This window comes from Alteromonas sp. Mac1 (genome assembly GCF_001562125.1).
In the GTDB taxonomy this organism is placed as follows: Bacteria; Pseudomonadota; Gammaproteobacteria; order Enterobacterales; family Alteromonadaceae; genus Alteromonas; species Alteromonas stellipolaris.
In genome coordinates this window covers 339,868-358,856 of sequence record NZ_CP013932.1, presented here as the reverse complement: position 1 = coordinate 358,856, position 18,989 = coordinate 339,868, and the positions used below count along the sequence as shown (strand labels likewise).

Annotated in this window: 20 protein-coding genes; 1 reads left to right on the top strand and 19 read right to left on the bottom strand. The window is 44.6% G+C overall.

Annotated features, from left to right (window positions below; all coding sequences use genetic code 11):
* Positions 1 to 78 precede the first annotated feature (78 nt).
* The 19 genes from AV939_RS01440 to AV939_RS01350 form a co-directional block, all read right to left on the bottom strand.
* The gene (locus tag AV939_RS01440; RefSeq protein WP_057794575.1) at positions 79 to 621 is read right to left on the bottom strand and encodes a pilus assembly PilX family protein; all 543 of its coding nucleotides are present in this window, start codon (positions 619 to 621) and stop codon (positions 79 to 81) included.
* Complete coding sequence (locus AV939_RS01435) at positions 611 to 1,474, bottom strand: prepilin-type N-terminal cleavage/methylation domain-containing protein (RefSeq protein ID WP_057794577.1); 864 nt, start codon at positions 1,472 to 1,474, stop codon at positions 611 to 613. Before AV939_RS01435 ends, AV939_RS01440 begins: the two co-directional genes overlap by 11 nt.
* A complete protein-coding gene (locus tag AV939_RS01430; protein WP_057794579.1) occupies positions 1,474 to 2,019 on the bottom strand; it encodes a type IV pilus modification PilV family protein in 546 nt (181 codons plus the stop codon). Before AV939_RS01430 ends, AV939_RS01435 begins: the two co-directional genes overlap by 1 nt.
* On the bottom strand, positions 2,009 to 2,566 hold the full coding sequence (locus AV939_RS01425; protein ID WP_057794581.1) for a prepilin-type N-terminal cleavage/methylation domain-containing protein: 558 nt from the start codon (positions 2,564 to 2,566) through the stop codon (positions 2,009 to 2,011). Before AV939_RS01425 ends, AV939_RS01430 begins: the two co-directional genes overlap by 11 nt.
* 14 nt (positions 2,567 to 2,580) lie before the next feature.
* Complete coding sequence (locus AV939_RS20450; protein WP_057794583.1) at positions 2,581 to 3,084, bottom strand: type II secretion system protein; 504 nt, start codon at positions 3,082 to 3,084, stop codon at positions 2,581 to 2,583.
* A gap of 108 nt (positions 3,085 to 3,192) precedes the next feature.
* Positions 3,193 to 3,816 carry a prepilin-type N-terminal cleavage/methylation domain-containing protein gene (locus tag AV939_RS01415; RefSeq protein ID WP_082604984.1) on the bottom strand — a complete coding sequence of 208 codons (624 nt, stop codon included), beginning with the start codon at positions 3,814 to 3,816 and terminating at the stop codon, positions 3,193 to 3,195.
* A 45-nt stretch (positions 3,817 to 3,861) separates the two neighbouring features.
* Complete coding sequence (locus tag AV939_RS01410; RefSeq protein WP_057794587.1) at positions 3,862 to 4,380, bottom strand: hypothetical protein; 519 nt, start codon at positions 4,378 to 4,380, stop codon at positions 3,862 to 3,864.
* A gap of 83 nt (positions 4,381 to 4,463) precedes the next feature.
* Positions 4,464 to 5,690 carry a type II secretion system F family protein gene (locus AV939_RS01405; RefSeq protein WP_057794588.1) on the bottom strand — a complete coding sequence of 409 codons (1,227 nt, stop codon included), beginning with the start codon at positions 5,688 to 5,690 and terminating at the stop codon, positions 4,464 to 4,466.
* A gap of 3 nt (positions 5,691 to 5,693) precedes the next feature.
* Entirely contained in the window at positions 5,694 to 7,448 is a 1,755-nt protein-coding gene (locus AV939_RS01400) for a GspE/PulE family protein (RefSeq protein ID WP_057794590.1), read from the bottom strand.
* Complete coding sequence (locus AV939_RS01395) at positions 7,441 to 8,715, bottom strand: tetratricopeptide repeat protein (RefSeq protein ID WP_057794592.1); 1,275 nt, start codon at positions 8,713 to 8,715, stop codon at positions 7,441 to 7,443. Before AV939_RS01395 ends, AV939_RS01400 begins: the two co-directional genes overlap by 8 nt.
* Complete coding sequence (locus AV939_RS01390) at positions 8,712 to 9,626, bottom strand: ExeA family protein (RefSeq protein ID WP_057794594.1); 915 nt, start codon at positions 9,624 to 9,626, stop codon at positions 8,712 to 8,714. Before AV939_RS01390 ends, AV939_RS01395 begins: the two co-directional genes overlap by 4 nt.
* A gap of 2 nt (positions 9,627 to 9,628) precedes the next feature.
* Positions 9,629 to 11,299, bottom strand: a complete 1,671-nt coding sequence (gene mshL, locus AV939_RS01385) for a pilus (MSHA type) biogenesis protein MshL (RefSeq protein WP_057794597.1) — start codon at positions 11,297 to 11,299, stop codon at positions 9,629 to 9,631.
* A 1-nt stretch (position 11,300) separates the two neighbouring features.
* Positions 11,301 to 11,642, bottom strand: coding sequence for a hypothetical protein (locus tag AV939_RS01380; protein WP_057794599.1), 342 nt, complete (start codon positions 11,640 to 11,642; stop codon positions 11,301 to 11,303).
* On the bottom strand, positions 11,635 to 12,279 hold the full coding sequence (gene gspM / locus AV939_RS01375; protein WP_057794601.1) for a type II secretion system protein GspM: 645 nt from the start codon (positions 12,277 to 12,279) through the stop codon (positions 11,635 to 11,637). Before gspM ends, AV939_RS01380 begins: the two co-directional genes overlap by 8 nt.
* Complete coding sequence (locus AV939_RS01370) at positions 12,276 to 12,905, bottom strand: hypothetical protein (RefSeq protein WP_057794604.1); 630 nt, start codon at positions 12,903 to 12,905, stop codon at positions 12,276 to 12,278. Before AV939_RS01370 ends, gspM begins: the two co-directional genes overlap by 4 nt.
* Positions 12,902 to 13,867 (bottom strand): hypothetical protein, encoded by a 966-nt coding sequence (locus AV939_RS01365; protein WP_057794606.1) that lies wholly within the window; start codon positions 13,865 to 13,867, stop codon positions 12,902 to 12,904. The genes AV939_RS01370 and AV939_RS01365 overlap by 4 nt, the downstream gene beginning before the upstream one ends.
* 92 nt (positions 13,868 to 13,959) lie before the next feature.
* Positions 13,960 to 14,508, bottom strand: coding sequence for a histidine phosphatase family protein (locus AV939_RS01360; RefSeq protein ID WP_057794608.1), 549 nt, complete (start codon positions 14,506 to 14,508; stop codon positions 13,960 to 13,962).
* 134 nt (positions 14,509 to 14,642) lie between these two features.
* On the bottom strand, positions 14,643 to 16,169 hold the full coding sequence (glpD, locus tag AV939_RS01355; RefSeq protein ID WP_057796428.1) for a glycerol-3-phosphate dehydrogenase: 1,527 nt from the start codon (positions 16,167 to 16,169) through the stop codon (positions 14,643 to 14,645).
* 336 nt (positions 16,170 to 16,505) lie between these two features.
* Entirely contained in the window at positions 16,506 to 17,264 is a 759-nt protein-coding gene (locus AV939_RS01350) for a DeoR/GlpR family transcriptional regulator (protein WP_057794610.1), read from the bottom strand.
* A 157-nt stretch (positions 17,265 to 17,421) separates the two neighbouring features.
* Between AV939_RS01350 and glpK the strand changes: the two genes are divergently transcribed.
* The gene (glpK, locus tag AV939_RS01345) at positions 17,422 to 18,906 is read left to right on the top strand and encodes a glycerol kinase GlpK (protein ID WP_057794612.1); all 1,485 of its coding nucleotides are present in this window, start codon (positions 17,422 to 17,424) and stop codon (positions 18,904 to 18,906) included.
* The last annotated feature ends 83 nt before the right edge of the window (positions 18,907 to 18,989 follow it).

Genomic DNA, 18,989 nt, shown 5'->3' with positions numbered 1-18,989 from the left:
CTTCTTGTTAAGCGGCTATTTTTAAACCAGTGGAGTAGACAAGCATTTGAACCACAAGTTTCATTTAAATACAGATATTTATTGTTCAATCATCATTGAGTCGGTCAATGTATGCGTTGAAATTAACTCGCTGGCGGTGCATTGGGCGTTGGAGGAAAAGCGATAGAAATAATAGTCTACGCCTGCAATCGTTGTACTGGTTGTTTGGCAACTGGCTTGATACGCACACCCTTCAAGGCCTCTTACTTGGCCAAACGAAGTGGGGCTATTAATAGTACCGCTGCAAGATAGTGGGGTTGCACCTGCGGGGTTTGCCGTGGCCTTTATATGCTCTAGGCCCGCTTTTGCTGCCAACTGGGCGCGAAAACCGATGTTATCCGCAACAACTTTGTTACCAGTAGAAGAAAGTGACGAAGCTAGGGTTAAGCCTAACAGCGCCAGCACTATCATAATAAACAGTGCCGTGACCAACATACTGCCTCGCTGGCGTTTTAGCGAGATAGTGGAGAACGAAGCGTCTAGCATTGCCACACTAGGTAGTGTTTTCCCAGTTCTATTGCTCTTACGCCTTAAAAGCGCTTTATGCACTGAGTGTTCTTGAGGCAAAGGTTTACGGCGCATTTTCAATTGCCACCTCGGTCGTCAGACTTAAAACTTCATCGCCCTTTTGGGCGCGTAGGCGTAACATCACCATATTGTTAACCCCACCGTTCACACTACGAACTTGAAAAGGATCGTCGTTTAAGGTACCGCTAGCAGGCGAGGCAGATAAAGCGTTAATGAAGTCCACTCCAAGCCTTGGGCTACTTGCCGAAGCCAAAGGCTGTGTTGTGGTAAACCCAGACTCAAACCGATGAAGTACAGAATTTCTTAAGCAAAAGCTCACCGCTTTTGAAGCAATATAGGCACGATTTACGAGTGATGCTTCAGCAAAAGCATCATTTACCGTAACCTCGAGGGTATCGTCTGTGCTGTCTCTTGTTGCACAATCGCCATCGCCGTCATCGGTACAATTTACAATAGGTTGGCGGTAATCATTAGCGGCGTTATAAACATCTAATACGCTACTTGGTGCAACAATCACAGATGCACTGGTGGAAAAGGGCTGAATGTTATCGAGAGCGTCCACAGGAAATAAGATATCGATAGTATTTTCAGCGGCAGGTTGAATAGAAATGTCGCTGTAACCTGTTACCACATCAGCAGGCACGAACTGCAAGCAATGCTGAGACGATGAGCCCCTTACTCTAACACTGGCAGGCACCGCGCTTTGTAATTCACGAGCCATACGATTCATTGCAAAAGACGTTTGGGCGACAAGTTGCTCTCTTTCACTTACGCCAACAAATACAGACATGCTACTGGTGACCACTTTTGCAATTCCTGTGGCAATCACCCCCATTACCACTAGCACGATAACAAGCTCTACAAGCGTAAAGCCTCGAACCTGGTTCATGGGTGTGCTATTTACCATCAGTAATTCCACCGATAGCTACTAAAGACAATGGTTTCATCGTTAGGAGTAAGAACCGACACGCGTACCAATTTTGCATTGCCCGTATAGCTACCCACGCCCGCCGCATCATCAATACCATCAAGGTTATCATCGTAAAACACCACTACGTTAAGCTGGTAACCTTGATATAGACTTTGCCCACTTTGCGTGATGGTTTGGCCCGCACTGTTTCTAATGACGCTGTAGCCGTGGTAATCATCTACATCATCAAAAGTACTGCGATTTTCTCCACTATCAGGCCCCAAATTTGCGCTAGTTGTGCAACTAATGGTGTCGCTGCATCGTTCACCAGCATTATGCCCACCGCTATTTTCGTCAAATGCCTTACTCAGTATTTCTCGTTGTAGTCCTTGAGCTAACACATTGGCTCGGGCTTGAGTAACAGGTGCCACGCTTTGTTGCGCTTGCGCGCCAAGTAAATCGGTTACAATTAGCATGACAATGCTCGTCACCACTAAGCCAATCACTATCTCAAGTAGTGTAAAACCTTGCTCAGCACGCATAAATAAGCCCCTGACTTTCAACGCAAACGCCTACTGTAGCTGTACCCGAAAAGGTCACTCTGCAAATATTTGATGCGCAACTTCCGCTGGAGGTTATTGGCCGACCAAGGTAATCGAAGTCAATATAAGAAGGCGAAGCAACACCTTCTGAAAACGCAACAGATACTTCTTTACCGCCTATTTCGTCACCCCGCGCCGCTAAAAATGTGGGCGCATTGGTGGCAATAGTGGCGCCACAGCTAGCTGATTGATTTGCACTGGAGTAATTAACAACAGTAGGGCCGTAAGCACCGTCACCAGACGAACTTACAATAGTTCGATAGCAATAGCCTGCGCGGTTATCTTGCATTGCTTTGCCTTGAATATTTCGTAAGGTAGAGAGAAAACGAAATTGAAGGGAGTATTCTGTGTAGCCGGTATCATCTTGTATTCGCGCAGAAGCGACCACGCCTATAATACCAATAACGACGATGACAATAATAAGCTCAAGGAGCGTAAAGCCAGCGCCCCGGGCTTGACGCTGGCCAGGAACGAAATGCCTGGCCATGTGCTAGGTAATGTTTAGCAAGCAGTCGAGGTCAATGTGATAGTCGGTGAACCACCCGCTGTCGCATTTCTGTATTCAACAAAACAGTTAGCACCTTCAAAACCGTCAGGGTAAATGCGAGCCCACGTACCGTTAGCACTCACATACCAATCTGTCGTGCCTTGGTCCGCTGTGGTGTTTACTGCACGAATATCTAAGTTCATGTACGAATCTAACTGCACAGTCGTTGTGTTGTTGTTGTCATCGAAATATGTGCTGTACGGGTAACCATAACGAACGTTGATGTCAGTGCCGTTCACAGTGATGGTTGTGTTAGACGATGCAGTCGCGCCAGCAATAATTGCTTTTGCATGGATAGCTTCTGTAGCACTAATCAGTGCGCCTTCCACCCCTTCTAACGTAGCAATACGAGCGTCAGTTTGGAAACCTACAAACCGAGGCGCAGCGGTCACCGCTAAAATACCAAGAATTACGATAACTATGACTAGCTCAATAAGGGTAAAACCACGTTGCTGCATAAAAATTTCCTTTTGTTTCAATTACGTTTATTATTACAAAAATGACGTTATTGAATATAAAACTTTAGTTTAAAAATCACTACTTTACGTATACAACTCGATACATAATTATGAGTTTGAATCATTACTAAATACGATAACTTGACCTATCCGTGGGTCGTACAGAAACCCATCACCTTGTGTATCATTCGTAGGGCTACTGTTCAGATTTTTTATAGACTGGCTAAGGTAATAATAGCAAAGGTCATTACCACTTGCGCCGCTGCCACTACTATTTGTAGCAAAGTATCGGTAACCGTCAAATGGTGACTCTGAAAAACTCGACGTGATGGAAGGCGCACTTTGCATTATTAAGCTAAAAATACTTTCGCAGTCTAATGCGGTAATCGCCGTATCTTGACTGTTACCATCACCATTTAGCAAGCCTGTCGGATAACCGGTGTCCTGATCAACCGCAACATTAATGCCATCAAGGGTTACAAAGGTTTGATTGGTAGACGCATTCTCTTCCGGGCGACCTTCTATCTCCCATTGTGCGCGCACTAGTCCAACACCTGTGGCGAAACCACCTGCAACGCCCTCAACTGTGGCATCTTCAGCTTGTTCAGTAATATCAAGAAAGCGTGGAATCGCCACGGCCGCTAATAGCCCAAGTAATACGACTACAATCACAAGCTCGATTAGCGTAAAGCCTAATTGCTTTGCTGCTATTTGATGCCGTTGTTTTTTCATTTGGACCACCCCAGTTTTTCTCATTATTAAAATTCAGTTTGTTTACTACTGTTCGTCTTCTGGAACCACATCACCACGAAATACAAAGTAGTCAAAGTAATCCCCCGCACTTAAGGAAAATCGGCAACGCGCATTCACGGCCTCATCGTCGACTAACTCACCACGGAAATATTCACCACGTACATTAAAACCATTAACTATCATAGGCACTGTTAGCAACGCGTTCCAAAGGGACTTACATCCTTGCACAGAAGGCGACACTTCTGGCCATCCTTCATGACTCATTAGCACAGGCGTACGTCCAACTTCATTACCTTGCCTATCATAGTGCGTAAGCAGAATGCGAACTGGCCGCCCTTCTGACTGCCACTTCCAATGGGCGGTTACTGCAGACTCTTCCAACTTGAGCGCTAACTGCCTAAGCATTTGGCCCTCAAAATTAGCTTCGCTGGTATTCAGTCGCACTATAAAAACGGCCATTAATGAAGCAAACAACGTGATCACAATAATATTGATAAATAGGGATCGGTTGTTATTTTTTGCGGCTTCGCTTTTCGTCACCATGTTACTACCCTTGCTGCTATTGCTTTTTAGCAGTCATTAATTGTTCTTAACATACTGTTATAGCACATCTTTAAGATAGGGAGTTATACGCCTTTTATTGCATTCATCATGTCCCACATGGGGGTGAAAATACCCAGTGCGAGTACCAGTACCATGGCTGCCACTACCACAATCAAAAAAGGCTCTATCTTTGCTGTCAGATTTTTAAGATCGTAGTCAACTTCACGTTCATAGAACTCCGAAGCCTCAACCAATAATTCATCCACGCGACCTGTCTCTTCACCCACGCGAATCATCTGCATCACCAAAGGTGTAAATAGTCCGCTTGCTGCACTCACTCGTGCTAGCCCCTCGCCCTTTTCAATGCGCTCGCGCATCCCAATAATTTTTTGCCCCATATACACATTCCCCACCGCGTCTGAGGTTAAGTTTAGTGCACTGGTTAAGGGGACGCCCGCGCGCAACATCATTGAAAAGCTTCGACAGTAGCGGCTAAGTAAAGAACGATTGAAAATACTGCCTACTATGGGCAGTGAAAGCTTGCGTCTATCCCAATTCAAACGCCCAACGTTGGTGCTTAATGAACGCCTAATCATGTAGGCAATAAATATCCCGCCAGCAATTAGCATGTACCAATAGTTCAACAAGAAATCTGAAGTGCCTATAAGTGCTCGGGTCATTAAAGGCAACTCAGCATTAAACTTAGAAAACATATCGGCGAACTTCGGAATAACAAAGATATTAAGCACCACAAACGCGCCGGCTAAGGCAATAAGCACAAAGATAGGATAACGAGTGGCGGCTTTAATTTGTTTACGGGTTTCTTGCTCACGCTCTAAATATACCGCCAATTGAGCGAAGGCATCTTCTAACTGACCGGTGTTCTCGCCAACATGAATAATGCTCACAAACAATTGATTAAAAATTTTAGGGTGCTGATTTAGGCCAGAAGATAAGGTTCTGCCTCGCTCCAAACTCACGATAGCATCTTCAAGAGCAAGTTTAAGGCGAATAGAATTACAGGATTCCGCTAAACCAGATACCGCTTTTAGTAAAGGAATACCCGCTTTGGTTAGTGAGTACATTTGACGACAAAAAATAACTAAATCGTCCAAGGTAACTTCTGGTACAAACCAGCCTTGCCAGCCGGAAACAACACTTTCTTTTTTTGCACTCAGGGGGGCAATAGCAATGGGCGTTACACTACGAGCACGCAACATTGCCGCTGCACTTGTTGCATCGTTCGCATCTAACTCGCCTTCAGTAAGGGCGCCATTTCGTTCGCGCCCCTTGTAGCTAAACCGTGCCATCTATCATTGCCCTGTTGCGCCGTGGTGTGATGTGGCGTGGTCAGTGGTTTCAGAAGAGGGGGCATCTTGGGCTACCATCTCAACCAATTTTAAGACTTCTTCCACACTGGTTACGCCCATTTTTGCGTAAGTCAAAGCAGATTGAGGTAAAGAGCGATAACCTGCGCTTTTAGTAGCCGCATTGCTAAACCCTTGAATATCACTGGCCTTTAAATGATTCATCATGTTCTCACTCATTTCGAGCAACTCAAAAACCCCTATTCGCCCTCTGTATCCGGTTTGATTACACTTCTGACATCCGCGACCTTGTTTAAAGGCAACATCTGCGGCATTTTCATCAATACCGTTTAGCCACACCTTTTCATCATCTGTTGGTGTATAGGAGGTGGTGCAATTATCACAAATTCGACGAACCAAACGCTGAGCAATAATGCCTCGAAGAGAACTTGCGACCAAGTAACCTGGCGCGCCCATATCTAATAAGCGCACTACACTGGAGATAGCATCGTTGGTATGCAAGGTTGAGAGTACTAAGTGACCGGTCAATGCGCCACGAAGTCCAATTTCTACCGTTTCTTGATCTCGCATTTCCCCCACCATAATAATGTCGGGGTCTTGTCGTAGTGTGGTTCTAAGTACGTTTGAAAACGTCAGGTTGATTTTAGGGTTTACTTGAACCTGATTAATACGGGGCAAGCGGTATTCCACCGGATCTTCTACGGTGATAATTTTCGACTTTGCCGTATTTAATTCGCTTAGTGCACCATACAAGGTGGTCGTTTTACCGGAACCCGTAGGCCCGGTCACTAAAATCATTCCATGGGGGCGGCGTAATAAATTTCTAAAGCGGGTTAACTGCGCTGAAGGCATGCCGGTTTGTTCTAGGGTAAGTAGCCCTGCTGACTGGTCGAGCAAACGCATCACCACAGACTCACCACCTTGTACTGGCATGGTGGACAAACGCACGTCTATTTTGTGCCCTTTAACTTTAATTTGAGTGCGGCCATCTTGCGGTAGACGCTTTTCGGAAATATCTAGCCCCGCCATCAGTTTTAAGCGCAGCACTAATGCCGCCGCTATACTTTTCTCGGGAATAACAGTTTCTTGTAAAACCCCATCCACTCGCTGTCGTATTCTCAACTGATTCTCATCAGGCTCTATATGAATATCAGACGCTTTTGCTATCACGGCATCTTCAAAGATAGATTGAAGTAAGCGGGCAACTGTTGTGTCTTGATCCCCTGCACCACCAAGCTCTATATTGAAGTTATCTTCGGTATCGTATTCTTCTGCCAGCTCTTGGGCAAAGCTCGCAATTTCTTGGGTTTTTCGATAGAAAGTATCGTAAGCAGTAAACAGCTGTTGTTCGCTTACTACCGCGAGTTCAATTTGCCTGTTTAACGTTTCTGAAAGATGATCTACCGCGGTTAAATCTGCCGGATCTGACATGGCGACTAGCAGGGTGTCCCCCTTATCATCAATAACCAGTGCGCGATATCGCCTAGCTTGAATTTCAGGTAGAAGCAGCACCGCTTGTTGATTCACGCGATATTGATCGATATCGATAAGCGGAACATTTAAATGCCGCGATAATAATTCAAGCATTTGGTGTTCAGTCACCAGCCCCATTGAAATCAATGTGGCACCTAACTTACGGCCTGTACTTTTTTGCTCAGACAGTGCTGTCATTAGCTCATCAGCACTGATCAAATTGTGCTGAACAAGAAGGTCGCCAAGGCGAATTCTGGGTTTATTCATTTACTACTTCCCGAAGCCTAGCTATGCGCTCTTGCACATAATGGTGTACGTCTGGTGATAGGGTTTGCTGCGTATCAATCTGTATTACTTGGGAGAAAGCGCTTAACGCCAGTGCCGAATGCTGCAGACTGTCAGCACTTATCGCAGCACCTAACCACCACTTGGGCTCTAAAGGTCGCCGCTTAGTTAGCGCTAAATAATCATTAAGAGACTTGTCGAACACGCTATGTTGCTGCAGTAAATTCGCTCTAAAACTGAGTAACTCAATAGTCAGTGGGTTGCTGGGTGAAGAAACAGCCTCACTTGCGTTCTGTATCGCTATTTTAGTTAGCCCTTGCTTCACATACAAACGCGACAACATTAGGCGAACACTGTGATCATCCGGCGTATTCACAAGCATACGTTGTAACAATGCCTGCGCTTGGTCTATTTGCCCGCTGGCAAAGAGTAAGGACGCTAGCTTCTTCTTAGCGCCACTATCACTTGGGTGGCTTTGCACTTTTTGCTGCATTAGCCCAATGGCTGTGTTGTAGTCATTATTATCTAGGGCTAAACGAACCTGCTCTTCTATCGCAGGGGCGCTTCTAGTGTTATCAACCTGTTTTGAAAAGCTCGGCACTGGTGCCGACTCGACTGTTTTTAGTCTGTCTACCGACTTCGATGTGGTCTGCGCTTCAGCAATGCCAGTGGCGTTAATATCTGGGCTAGTTATAGGGTTAGGGTTTGCATTAGTAGCAGCAACCGAACTTGGGCTTTTCTGAGGTTCACCCTCTTTACCCTCGTTACCCTCTATGTTTTTCGCCGTTTCTGAAAAAGTAACCGGTGCTACTGGGGCTGACGTCTGCACAGTTGTTGATAAAATCTGCTGCGCATCCATGTCGTCGTTTTGCACAACGCGAGATTCAGTGCTTGGTTGAGCGCTTGCATTAGATGGGGTGGACAAGGAGGCGGGCAAAGAGGCAGCCAAGACAGCGGAGCTTTGCTCACTTGATGCAACTTCGTCGATATCTGTAATCGACCTTGATTCAGAGGCCAATACCGTGGGGGATACCGGGGGAGATTCAGACGATATCACCGATGATGAAACCGATGCCGCAGGGTTAAGTAGCACCCACGTAACTAACGCGATGGTCACGATAACCAATAACGCCACAACGACAGTAAGCGCACTTACTGGCTTTTTTTGTGGGGCCTCATAGCGGGCTTGCGGTTGTTCAACGCCCTCGCGAGCTTCAAGATCTTTCAGCATTTTATTCACAACACTCATACCATCCCTCCCAGCTCGAGCACACTGGCAAGGGTAACCGAAACCACCGCACCGGCTGCTACCAAAGAAGGCCATAGAGCAAGAGAAGCGTACCAAGGCAATGTGGTGGCTTCGGTATCAGCAATCGCCAATTTAATGTGTGATACATCCACTTTGTACTTACCTTCGCCGTACGCCAGCATCATGGCCTTATGACACAATACATTGACAAGTCTTGGCGTACCTTTCGTAGCCATAAACATCAGTCGGCAACACGCTAGGTCGAACACCTCTTCGCCTGGATGCCCTGCTACTACTAAGCGATGTTTTACATAATGGTATATTTGGTCAGTATCCATGTGCGATAGCGAATAACTGAATGTAATGCGCTGCTTTAGCTGTCGCAGTTCTGGCATTGAAAGCTTTTGATTGAGCTCTGGCTGCCCAAACAACACCACCTGCAATAGTTTGCGGCTTTCGGTCTCTAAATTAGTCATTAAACGCAGCGCTTCAATACTTTCAACCGGTAACGCTTGCGCTTCATCAATCACCAAAACAGCACTTCGCTGCTGGGCATTAATATCGATAAGTCGCTCTTGAATACATTGGGTGAAACGCTGCTGATCGCAGGTTTGCCCAATATCTACTCCTAGCTCGCTTGCCACTGCACGGCGCAATTCGTCTGGGCTTAAAAGAGGGTTTGGAATATAGGCTGATTGAAAATGCGCGGGTAACTCATTAAGAAACTTACGACAAATAAGGGTTTTGCCTGTACCGACTTCACCAGTTACTTTAATAAAACCTTCACCAGATTTAAGCGCAGTGAGTAACACCTCACTGGCTTCAATATGACTGGGTAGACCGTAAAAAAAACTGGTGTTTGGCGTTAAAGTAAACGGAAGCTCTCTAATGCCAAAATGATACAAGTACATACTTAATCCACATACAACCAATCCACCATATTTTGGCGACTGGTTTCTAGTTGCTGTTCGAACGTGTCGTGTCCTACAACAGTGGGTTTGAGTAAAATGATAAGTTCTTTTTTCGTTTCGCTAACTTGGCGATTCTTAAATAATTCACCAAACAAGGGAATGTCACCCAATAATGGCGTTTTTGATACCATATCGGTTTGACTGGTTTGCATTAACCCACCTATCACCACAATTTCGCCAGAGCCAGCTCGAATTATGGTGTCTGACTCTCGAATGGTGCTTTGTGCCAATGGCAATACAATTTGCTCATCATCCATGGTCACAACTTTTTGCTGCTCAGCGGTTTCAATAACCGATGGGTGAACATGTAAAAGTACCGTGCCTTTGTCATCAATTTGTGGTGTTACATCTAGCGCAATACCCGAGAAAAAGGGTGTAAGCTCAATATCCGGTGAAATAGACGTTGTCGTACTGGTTACCGTGCTGTCGCTTGACACATCAGTGACAAAATATTCATCGTCACCCACTTTAATAACCGCTTTTTGGTTATTAATCGCGGTAACACGGGGGCTTGAGAGCACCTGTACATTCCCTTGCGTCGACAGTAACGACAATACCCCAGAGAAATCTTTGTTCAAAAATGCGAGGCTTGTCACACCACCGAGGGTAGTGCTGATATCATTACCTAAGGTGCCCGCCGTAGTTGAAAGTGAGAAGTCGGTATTTCCTGTATTGGCCAGTATTTCATTCCAATTAATACCCTGCTGATAACCGTCATTCAGTTCAACTTCTAAAATACGGGCTTCCAAAATAACTTGCTTGGTTAAATTAGCTTCTGATGTTTTCAAAAAGCGGCGTATGTCAGACAACTCATCAGGCATGGCCCGCACCGTAACCAAACTAGCTTGCGGGGTAACAAATACAGCACGACCGTTTTCTTTACCTACCATAGCTTCAAGACTCACTTTTAAGTCAGCCCAAAAGTCTGTTTCAGTACGAGTGTTTATGGTTGTGCCGTTAGTATTACTGTTGTTCTGACTTCCATAGCTATCGGAACTACTGAAGTTGCCACTGTACGAGCCCGAAGAAGAACCATTGTTGTTATTTTGATTATTATTTTGCGTTACACCGCCGGAGGTAATACTGGTTTGGGTTGTGCCGCTTCGCTGCATGTAGAGGTAATTAACGGCAAAGGTTTCAGTACGCATACCTGCAGCGCGCACTTTAAAAACCGTTCCTGAGCGCGCAATGTCATAGCCATATAAGTCACTGAGTAATGACATCACTTCATCTATTGTGACTTGCTTGAGTTGCAGCGATACCGACCCAGTTACTTGCGGATGAATAGCAACACTGTAAGGCGTACCTTCAACCAAGCCTGCGAAAAAGGCGCTTATAGGCACGCTTTGCGCGTTAACATCGAAACGCTGTGGCCCGAACAAACTGTTAGTTGAAGACACACTTTCAGGTGCTGCCAATGCAGCTGATACCGCAGAGGGAATGGGCACTGGGGTATTTACTTGAGAAGATTTACGCGCTTTTTCTGTATCAATTTGTTCTTGTAAGTCTTGTTCAACTTTTGACACGAGCTGCTGAGGCTCTGATGTACTCTGACAACCTGTCATCGCTAAAGCTATGCTTAATACTCCAAACAGACGGGGTAACTTGCCCATTTTACAGATCCTCTGATACATTTTTTTTAATTGTTGTTATTGGCGCTAGAGACAATACAGTTCGTACGGGCTTGGCATAACGGGTTTTCAAAATTACCACGGTATTCTTAGTTATGCTTTCTACTTTACCCTCGGCAATATCATCCCCTTCCCTGACCACTTTATTATTAATAATGGCATGCTTACTTTGCGCAGAATACATAATGGCACTTAAGGAAAACTCCCCTTGCTGCGTAGCACCAATGCCTGCCATTTTGGTATTTCCAGGGCGAGTTGGGTCTTGCTGTGCAAACAACAAAAATGAGCTAAAAGTGAGCACTATCGTTAGTATTAGTTTAAACACGGATAAATGTCCTTTGCGTGCTAACGGTATAAAACTCTATTGTCACTTTTCCGTTAGGGTAATCGCTAACTTGGTAATCCATCGCTTCCCAATAAAGCTTTATATTTTCTTTTTGAGCACGTTGAAGAAAGTCTCTTATATCAAAATAACTACCGCTGAAAATTAGGGTTAGGCCATGTCGATAAAGCGTAAGCTCCGATAAGTCTTCACGTCCTGCAAATATATTAACCGGCGCAATAGTTGCCATAGATTCCAAGCGCACTTGTTGTGCATCGTCAAACATACGACTAACCAAAGCTGGCATTTCATCGGGGGTGACTAGGGTTTTAAGTTCATCTCTAAATCGCTGTTCCAATATCGCATCTTTTTCTTCTAATTCTGCAATGCTTGATATCAAGGCCTTGTCGGGATCCTCTTCTAGCGCTTCGAGATAAATTTGCAATTGTTGGTTTAATGAAGAGGCTTGCGTGGCTTCAGACGCAAGCCTTCTTTCCATCGATTGCGACTTTTTCCAAAGTGGCTCGATGAAAAACGTAAAACCAATAAGGACAATCACCACTAAGCCCGCAACGAAGAGCATGATGAGTTCTCGGGGGCTCATGGCGGCTAGTTTACTGTTCAAGCTATCTTTGCTCATTCTGGTGCCACCTCACCGTCTTGATCAGCTGGTTCACTGAGTAACTCAAACGACAACACACCATTTGGATTGCCATCTTTGTTGATATCACGGCTTAATTTAATGACTTCAAATTCTTTTTCTTCAAAGTAGGTAGCGTTTCCTAGTCGTTTTAACCACGCTGGCAATGCACCTGGGTCGTTTACCTTTCCATATAATGACAATCGCTCACTGTGCACCACAAATCGCGTTAGCCATAGAGAACCATCTGCAATATCGGCAAAACCATTTAGGGCTTGGTAAAATGGCGCCTGCTCTCTGGTTTCTTGCCCACTCAATTCTTCTATAAGTAAAGTTTTTTGGCTGACCGAAAGGTTTAACGTTTCGAGCTCTTCAGATAAAACTTGTGATGGCTTTCGTTCAGCTAATTGAGATTTCGCCATGGCTAAGTCTTCATCAAGCTGGATAGTTCGCTCTTGCGCTTGGTTTAACACTGCACTTTGTTTTTGAACCGTCGCGCTCAACCTCATTGTAACTAGCACAATTATCAGTAATGTGAGTAACCACACTACGAGCATTGTGCTTGTATTCAACCAGCGAAACTCCGGTTTAAACTCTGGCCAATAGAGGTTAATCCGCTGTCTCATTTTAACTCTCCTGCAGTACTCATAGTAGGAGGTGCTATAGGTTGTGGAACCAATGCACAAAACGCAGCACTTAAGCTCACCAAGTTCAGCCGATAAACATCAATTTCATCGCTGACTTGAATAGGCGAAATTAACTGGTCGATTTGTGCCGGAATTAACTGGCTGAGCTGCATCTTAAGCGTACTAGAATGCGGGGAGTCTAACCGAAATAAAACCGAACGGATGGGCGGTTGGCGCAACTGACTTTCAAAGTGATCCATAGAGCGTTGAATTTGCACACCCAAATTATCAAGCAGTCCCATTTCCAATTCTTCTTGGGAAAAGGAGCCAATATTTTCAAAACCTTTTAACCGCCGAGAAGAATAAAGGTTTCCATCTTTAACCACATTCAAAACCACTTCTTCACCGGCTTCTTGTGTTAACAGTACGGTGGCGCTTTCCATTGACGGCATGAGCTCGCATAGCGCTAATTCAGCAGTCGTGATTTCTTTTAAAGTGACATCGGCGGATTGGATATGGCTGACAACATCAGCAATGACAGAGCGAGGTAGCGCGAACACATTTACCTTGTTCGTGCCTGCAAGGGGCACGGGCAAATCGACATAATCAAATACATAGGCTTTGTCGCTACCCAATATTTCAGCAACAGACCATTGCAGTGCACCGTGAACTTCATCGTTCTCAACATTTGGGCGGTCTAGTTGTAACGCGCTGTACCAACTGTGAGACATACACACGCAGGTTGAAATACCAAGAAGGTTTTTTTCCTTTAGCCAAGTATGAAGCTTTTCACCCCATTTTTCTGGTGTTACCGTTTCTTCGTCAACTAAAACTATTGAATCTTGCTCACGCTTTACGATGCAGAAGGATACAGACTCAGCGTCTACAGAAACGCCGAGCACATGGTGCTTGGGAACACGTCTAAATTTCTGCTTTAGGTATTGGCGCCATCCAATGTGCATTGTAAAATCTTTGACCATGAATAATTGTGTTATTACAACAAAGTAATAACAATAGCACCAGTAGACGAAAGTTGTTTATTTTTAAGAATATTTCAACTTTTTATTAAACGAGTCACACCCCAATAGCCGTTATTTTTTTCCGTTATTTCCCAGCCTCTTTTAGCCAGAAAAACACGAATGTAACGATTACTCATACCGTGTCCAAACACAACAATTTGAGCGTGCTGTTCGGCTTTCTTTTCGAGTTCATGGGCAGCTTTACCAACGCGATTTTTAGCCTCAATAAAAGACTCAAACCGCCCAGCTTTCCCACAAATCCACATTAACCTGTTTAATAAAACCCAATGCCAAGCTCGTAATCTAAGTGGCAACCTGTAATAGGGAATATCCATCTCTTTTAGCTCAGGAATAACATCGGTTGCAGGCTCGCCCATATAATAATTCGCTGAAAGCTGTGCTCTTTTTAGCGGGCTAGCGATGATATGGTGTGTGGCAAACTGGCGCTTTTCATTTGGGTAATGGGCACTGTCTAAAGGTGACTGATTGTATTGGCGAACCCAATTGGTAAATTCGCCTGCACTTAATTTATTATTGTGAGCAGACAGTGGCTTCCCGTGCCGGATCAGAATTATTTCCTTCATCCTATCCTCCTTTTTACTAATAGCATCAAAGCTAGATAGCTAAATATATTGTCATTTTTAAGTATATTGAACATAAAAAAAGCCCGCACTTTGTGAAGTAAAGATGCGGGCTGTTAAGATTTTATAGTTAATATCTACGCAGATTGCTGCATATCGACACTTTTTGAAACGCGACTCGTTATATAGCTTTCTAGGTTGGCTTGCTCGCTTTGGTTTAAACGTAAACCATGTTTAGTACGGCGCCAAATTACGTCTTCAAGGGACATCGCCCATTCGTGATCAATAAGGTAGTCAACTTCAGCTTTGTACATGTCGGCACCAAAGTTCTCACCCATGCTATCGAGTCCGTTTTTGCCTTCAAGGAACTTAATACATAACATGCCGTATTGACGCGCATAGCGAACCCCTAACGACTCAGATAACCATGGATAGTCGTGTTGAAGCTGTTTAATCAAATCTTCTTTATTAGTGAACGCGCCACCTGGAAGTGGTACATCTTTCGTCCAGGCTTTCCCTGCCTTTGGAAACAAACTAGTTAGCTTATCTACTGCATGCTCGGCAAGTTTTCTATAGGTCGTAATTTTACCACCGAAAATATTAAGCAATATTGGCGAAGACTCAGTTCCGCTTAGTTCCACTTTATAATCGCGAGTTAGCTCTTGAGCAGACGCATTTTTCTCTTCAAGCAATGGGCGCACGCCACTGTAGCTATGAACAATATCGCTTTCATCAATTTTCGTTTTAAAGTACGTATTTACCACTTCGACCAAATATTCAGTTTCATCTTCAGAAATAGCGGCTTGCGATGGCTCACCAACATAGTTCTCATCGGTAGTACCAACGAGTGAAAAATCATCTTCGTAAGGAATAACAAAAACAATACGGCCATCTTTATTTTGAAGAATATAAGCTTCTTCTGTGTCGTAAAGTTTAGGCACAATGAAATGACTGCCCTTCACCATACGCATTGCGTTAGGATTTTTGGTGTCGGCAAGTCTATCTAGGAATGAAACAGCCCATGGGCCAGCTGCATTGACAACAGCCTTAGCATTAATTGTAAACGTTTTCCCTAATGCGTCTTTTAAAGTGACTTTCCATAACTTATCTTGTTTTTCAGCACTAATACATTCAGTACGTGTATAGATGCTAGCACCTTGGTCTTGCGCCGCTAGTGCATTTAATACCACTAAACGAGCATCATCTACCCAACCATCTGAGTATTCAAAACAGGTTGTAATATCGTTAACCAACGGGCCTGTAGGTGACGTAGACATTTTCTTTGAACGCGGTAATACATTGCGTTTGGCTAGTGAATCGTACAAGAACAAACCAATACGAATCATCCATGCAGGACGAAGATGCTTTTGATGAGGTAAACGAAAACGTAAAGGCCACATAATATGTGGGGCTTTTTCTAATAGTACTTCACGCTCGGCGAGTGCTTCTTTTACAAGGCGGAACTCATAATGCTCTAAATAACGTAAACCACCATGAATTAACTTGCTGCTAGACGAAGACGTTGCACCTGCAAGATCGCCTTTTTCACATAGTGCTACCGAAAGTCCGCGACCAGCCGCATCTAATGCTACTCCGGCACCATTTACACCGCCGCCAACCACTAATACGTCAACGGTTTGTGTACTATTTGTATTCTGATTCATGTTCTCGCCCCTTTCGGCTTCACTAGCATGCTGGCTATTTGACAACCAAAAAGAAAACATGTCAACACAAAACGAACATTAACGAACATTCTTGCGCAATTTTAACCTACACGACTGAACCGCCGGTTAAACATAGGCTCACAGTTTAAAAGAAACTCTTAAGGAGATTAGGTATGCCCACGTGCTTTATGTATAGCCATTAGCTTACATAACCATAGCAGTTAATACGTGGCTAACAAGGCTGTTGGGCTACTACAGCAATGCCAATCACAATGCTGTTTTTTTGGAGTTAGTGATGACACTGTTAAGTTGTTACAAAGGTAATAGATTGGCCGCTTAGGCTTTAATGAAACTGATATTGTTTTCGTCGATAATTTTTCGAATAGCAGGAGGCGGTGTTTGGTCGCACACTAGGCAATCTACCTGAGAAATATGCCCTTGTTCTACCATGGCTCGGCGCTCAAACTTACTGTAATCTGCTGCAAGAATAACGTGTTGGGTGTGTTCCAGTATCGCTTGGGATACTTTTACTTCCCTAAAGTCAAAATCAAGCAAGGCACCGTCGGCACTTATTCCACTTATGCCTATAATGCCGTAATCCATTCGAAATTGACTAATGAAGTCGCAGGTGGCTTCCCCAATAATACCGCCATCTCGGTAGCGTACTTCGCCCGCGGCGATAATCACTGAAAAGTCTTCTTTCGCAGAAAGAATGGTCGCGACATGAATGTTATTTGTTACCACGTGCAAGTTTTTATGATTAAGCAACTTACTCGCTATCATTTCGGTGGTGGTGCCAATATTTATAAATAATGAAGCTCCGTCGGGGATCATGTCAGCCACGGCCTCAGCGATTCGTTCTTTTACTTCGCTGTTTTGTGTTTTGCGTTCTTGATAAGGGGTATTCTCCCAACTTCGATTAAGCCCAGCGCCACCATGGTATCGACTAACAATACCAGCCTCAGCAAGCTGGTTTAGATCGCGACGAATAGTTTGGGGGGTAACGTCACAGCGAGTGACCAAGTCGTCAATAGACATGAAGCCATTTTGTTTGATAAAGCTAACAATTTTTTCGTGTCTTTGCGTTTGGTTCATTGGGTCATTCCTTGTGGCGATTTAGCCATTATACGTGGTTCACCTTTGCCTGCCTATGGCAATTCGAACACTCAAATGTTCGTTTTCGAAAATATAGCATTGTTAAACTGGTGTAAATGGTGCAAACTCTTAGCAAATTATGTTCAGGAGACGTGTCATGGGCCAATATATTCTTGCCATAGACCAAGGAACTACGAGTTCACGTAGCATTATCTTTGCACCAGATGGCGCCATTGTAGCCGTTGCGCAACAAGAGTTTTCTCAAAAATATCCTCAAGATGGATGGGTAGAGCATGATCCTGAAGAAATTTGGGAAAGCGTAACCACTACCATGAAACAGGTATTTGATAAGTGCTCGTTATCACCTGAAGATATCGCTACGGTTGGCATCACCAACCAACGTGAAACCACGTTGGTTTGGAACAAAGACACAGGAAAGCCTGTATACCCCGCTATAGTGTGGCAAGACAGACGTACCGCTCAGCAATGCCGCGAACTCGATGACGATGAGAGTTTGGTTGCGCATATCACCGAATCCACAGGTTTGTTGCTAGACCCTTATTTTTCAGCCTCTAAACTGGCTTGGATCTTAGACAACGTTGAAGGTGCGAGAGAACAAGCCGAAGCTGGCGATCTTCTTTTCGGTACGGTGGACACTTTTTTAATTTGGCGTTTGACCAACGGCGAATCTCACAAAACCGATGCGACCAACGCATCCCGTACTATGTTGTTCGATATTAATAAACAATGTTGGGATGAGCGTTTACTCACCACCTTTAATATTCCTAAATCAATGCTTCCTGAAGTCATGGATTGTGCTGATGAATTTGGTGTTGTGAGTAAAGATATCTTGGGCTGTACTATCCCTATTCAAGGTGTAGCCGGCGACCAGCAGGCTGCGCTTGTTGGCCAAGCTTGTTTCGAAAAAGGCATGGCAAAAAGTACCTATGGTACAGGCTGCTTCATGATTTTAAATACAGGTGATGAGCCGCTTCAATCTAAGAACCGTTTGTTAACTACCGTCGGCTACAGGCTGAATGGTAAAACCACATACGCCTTAGAGGGCAGTATTTTTATGGCCGGCGCTACTGTGCAATGGCTAAGGGATGGCTTGAAGCTTATTGACGATGCATCCGAAACCGAAGCCTTGGCACAAAGAGCGCGACAAGATAATGGTGTATTCCTTGTACCAGCATTTACCGGATTAGGCGCTCCTTATTGGGATCCCGACGCCCGAGGTGCGATTCTAGGCCTAACTCGAGACACCGGCATTAGCGAAATTGTTGCCGCGGGTTTGCAATCGGTATGTTATCAAACCAAAGACTTACAAAAAGCCATGGAAAGTGATGGCGCAAGGCCAACGACCATTAGAGTCGATGGCGGGATGTCTCGAAACGATTGGGTAATGGGATTCTTGTCTGATGTATTGGGCGCAGAAGTTGAACGCCCCGAAATTACTGAAACCACCGCACTTGGTGCCGCATTCCTTGCTGGCCTTCAAGCTGGTGTATTTACCTCTGTTGATTCTCTTACCGAGTGCTGGAAAAGCGATAGTATTTTCACACCTCGACTTTCAAAAGAAGAGCGCGATAAGGCCTATGACGGCTGGAAAAACGCCGTTGCTCGCATTCGCTGCAGTTAATTTACCCCTCCCTTATACAGCGCGGTAATAAACCGCGCTTTTAATATAAAAAAATATTTTTATAACATTGTCATTACAATGTA

Excerpts from the sequence above, each read along its gene's own strand:
- AV939_RS01440 (WP_057794575.1), bottom strand. The coding sequence starts at position 621 with ATGCGCCGTAAACCTTTGCCTCAAGAACACTCAGTGCATAAAGCGCTT.
- AV939_RS01435 (WP_057794577.1), bottom strand. The coding sequence starts at position 1,474 with ATGGTAAATAGCACACCCATGAACCAGGTTCGAGGCTTTACGCTTGTA.
- AV939_RS01430 (WP_057794579.1), bottom strand. The coding sequence starts at position 2,019 with ATGCGTGCTGAGCAAGGTTTTACACTACTTGAGATAGTGATTGGCTTA.
- AV939_RS01425 (WP_057794581.1), bottom strand. The coding sequence starts at position 2,566 with ATGGCCAGGCATTTCGTTCCTGGCCAGCGTCAAGCCCGGGGCGCTGGC.
- AV939_RS20450 (WP_057794583.1), bottom strand. The coding sequence starts at position 3,084 with ATGCAGCAACGTGGTTTTACCCTTATTGAGCTAGTCATAGTTATCGTA.
- AV939_RS01415 (WP_082604984.1), bottom strand. The coding sequence starts at position 3,816 with ATGAAAAAACAACGGCATCAAATAGCAGCAAAGCAATTAGGCTTTACG.
- AV939_RS01410 (WP_057794587.1), bottom strand. The coding sequence starts at position 4,380 with ATGGTGACGAAAAGCGAAGCCGCAAAAAATAACAACCGATCCCTATTT.
- AV939_RS01405 (WP_057794588.1), bottom strand. The coding sequence starts at position 5,690 with ATGGCACGGTTTAGCTACAAGGGGCGCGAACGAAATGGCGCCCTTACT.
- AV939_RS01400 (WP_057794590.1), bottom strand. The coding sequence starts at position 7,448 with ATGAATAAACCCAGAATTCGCCTTGGCGACCTTCTTGTTCAGCACAAT.
- AV939_RS01395 (WP_057794592.1), bottom strand. The coding sequence starts at position 8,715 with ATGAGTGTTGTGAATAAAATGCTGAAAGATCTTGAAGCTCGCGAGGGC.
- AV939_RS01390 (WP_057794594.1), bottom strand. The coding sequence starts at position 9,626 with ATGTACTTGTATCATTTTGGCATTAGAGAGCTTCCGTTTACTTTAACG.
- mshL (WP_057794597.1), bottom strand. The coding sequence starts at position 11,299 with ATGGGCAAGTTACCCCGTCTGTTTGGAGTATTAAGCATAGCTTTAGCG.
- gspM (WP_057794601.1), bottom strand. The coding sequence starts at position 12,279 with ATGAGCAAAGATAGCTTGAACAGTAAACTAGCCGCCATGAGCCCCCGA.
- AV939_RS01370 (WP_057794604.1), bottom strand. The coding sequence starts at position 12,905 with ATGAGACAGCGGATTAACCTCTATTGGCCAGAGTTTAAACCGGAGTTT.
- AV939_RS01365 (WP_057794606.1), bottom strand. The coding sequence starts at position 13,867 with ATGCACATTGGATGGCGCCAATACCTAAAGCAGAAATTTAGACGTGTT.
- AV939_RS01360 (WP_057794608.1), bottom strand. The coding sequence starts at position 14,508 with ATGAAGGAAATAATTCTGATCCGGCACGGGAAGCCACTGTCTGCTCAC.
- glpD (WP_057796428.1), bottom strand. The coding sequence starts at position 16,169 with ATGAATCAGAATACAAATAGTACACAAACCGTTGACGTATTAGTGGTT.
- AV939_RS01350 (WP_057794610.1), bottom strand. The coding sequence starts at position 17,264 with ATGAACCAAACGCAAAGACACGAAAAAATTGTTAGCTTTATCAAACAA.
- glpK (WP_057794612.1), top strand. The coding sequence starts at position 17,422 with ATGGGCCAATATATTCTTGCCATAGACCAAGGAACTACGAGTTCACGT.